This window comes from Bradyrhizobium sp. UFLA01-814 (assembly GCF_046718885.1).
In the GTDB taxonomy this organism is placed as follows: Bacteria; Pseudomonadota; Alphaproteobacteria; order Rhizobiales; family Xanthobacteraceae; genus Bradyrhizobium; species Bradyrhizobium elkanii.
Map to the genome: position 1 here is coordinate 2,029 of NZ_JAQOSR010000334.1, position 1,186 is coordinate 3,214.

Below are 1,186 nucleotides of genomic sequence, written 5' to 3' on the forward strand. Positions count from 1 at the left end.
GAGGCTGCGCCGGCGCCAGCTCCGGTTGCCCGCGAGGCCCTCGAGCGCATCGCCCAGCTTTACGCGGTCGAGAAGGCATTCCGCGGCCGATCTGCGGACGAGCGCCGCGCGGGGCGACAAGCGCATGCCCGGCCTCTGGCTACAGCCCTGAAGCAGTGGTTTGAGGCCAAGCTTGCTCACCTTGCGCAGAAGAGCGACACGGCGAAGGCCCTGCGTTACGCGCTGCGTCATTGGGACGGCCTAACGTTCTACCTTGATGACGGGCGCATCGAGATGGACACAAATGCGGTCGAGCGAGCGATGCGACCGATCAAGCTCAATGCCAAGAACTCCCTTTTTGCCGGTTGCGACGAAGGTGCCGAGAATTGGGCATTGCTGGCTACGCTCATTGAGACCTGTAAGCTCAATGGCGTCAGTGCCGAGCACTGGCTCGCTGACGTTCTCGCCAAGCTCGTCAATGGTTGGCCTGCGGCGCAACTGGACGAACTGCTTCCCTGGGCGTCGACCTATACGATGCATACACACGATCCGAGGCTGGCGGCATGAGCCTGAACACGACCGCGGTCCGGATCAAGGTGACCCTCAAGGATGTGAAGCCGGAGGTGATGCGTCGCCTTGTCGTACCCGTCACCCTGCGCCTTGATCGGTTGCATCTGACGCTTCAGGAGGCATTCGGCTGGACGAACAGTCACCTCTTCGAGTTCTTCGCTGATGAGGTCCGTTGGGGGATTCCTGATCCCCACAACGATTACGGCCACCAGCCCATGGACGCCCGCAAAGCGCGGCTTTGCGATATCGTTCGAGAGACCGGCGCCAAGACGATCCACTATCTCTATGACTTCGGCGACAGCTGGGACCATGTGATCAAGCTCGAAAAATGGTTCGAGAACACCACGACGGAGGGGCTTCCCTTCCTGCTCGAGGCCGCCGGTCGTTGTCCTCCGGAAGACGTTGGCGGTGCGCCAGGCTATGCCGAATACCTCGCCGCCATCAGCGACCCCGGCCATCCCGAGCACGAACACATGCGCCTCTGGGGCCCCGAGCGGTTCGATCCCAACGTCGTCGACCGGAAGGCGCTCGAAGCCGCCGTCAACGCGTTGTCCGACACATGGATATCGCGGCGACGCGCCACGCGAACAAAATAGGCGTCAAGCGCCATTCAAAAGGGCCGCAGAGCTACGCTTAC

The 1,186-nt window shown here is 62.1% G+C and carries 2 protein-coding genes; both read left to right on the forward strand.

The window, feature by feature from the left end; translation table 11 throughout:
• The coding region (locus PMN64_RS42530; protein ID WP_411785069.1) for an IS66 family transposase at positions 1–546 on the forward strand (546 nt) is incomplete at its 5' end.
• Positions 543–1,145: a plasmid pRiA4b ORF-3 family protein gene (locus tag PMN64_RS42535; protein WP_411785070.1), complete on the forward strand. Its 603-nt coding sequence runs from the start codon at positions 543–545 to the stop codon at positions 1,143–1,145. The genes PMN64_RS42530 and PMN64_RS42535, both read left to right, overlap by 4 nt.
• Positions 1,146–1,186 lie beyond the last annotated feature (41 nt).

Coding starts and splice junctions, on each gene's coding strand:
- PMN64_RS42535 (WP_411785070.1), top strand. CDS start 543: ATGAGCCTGAACACGACCGCGGTCCGGATCAAGGTGACCCTCAAGGAT.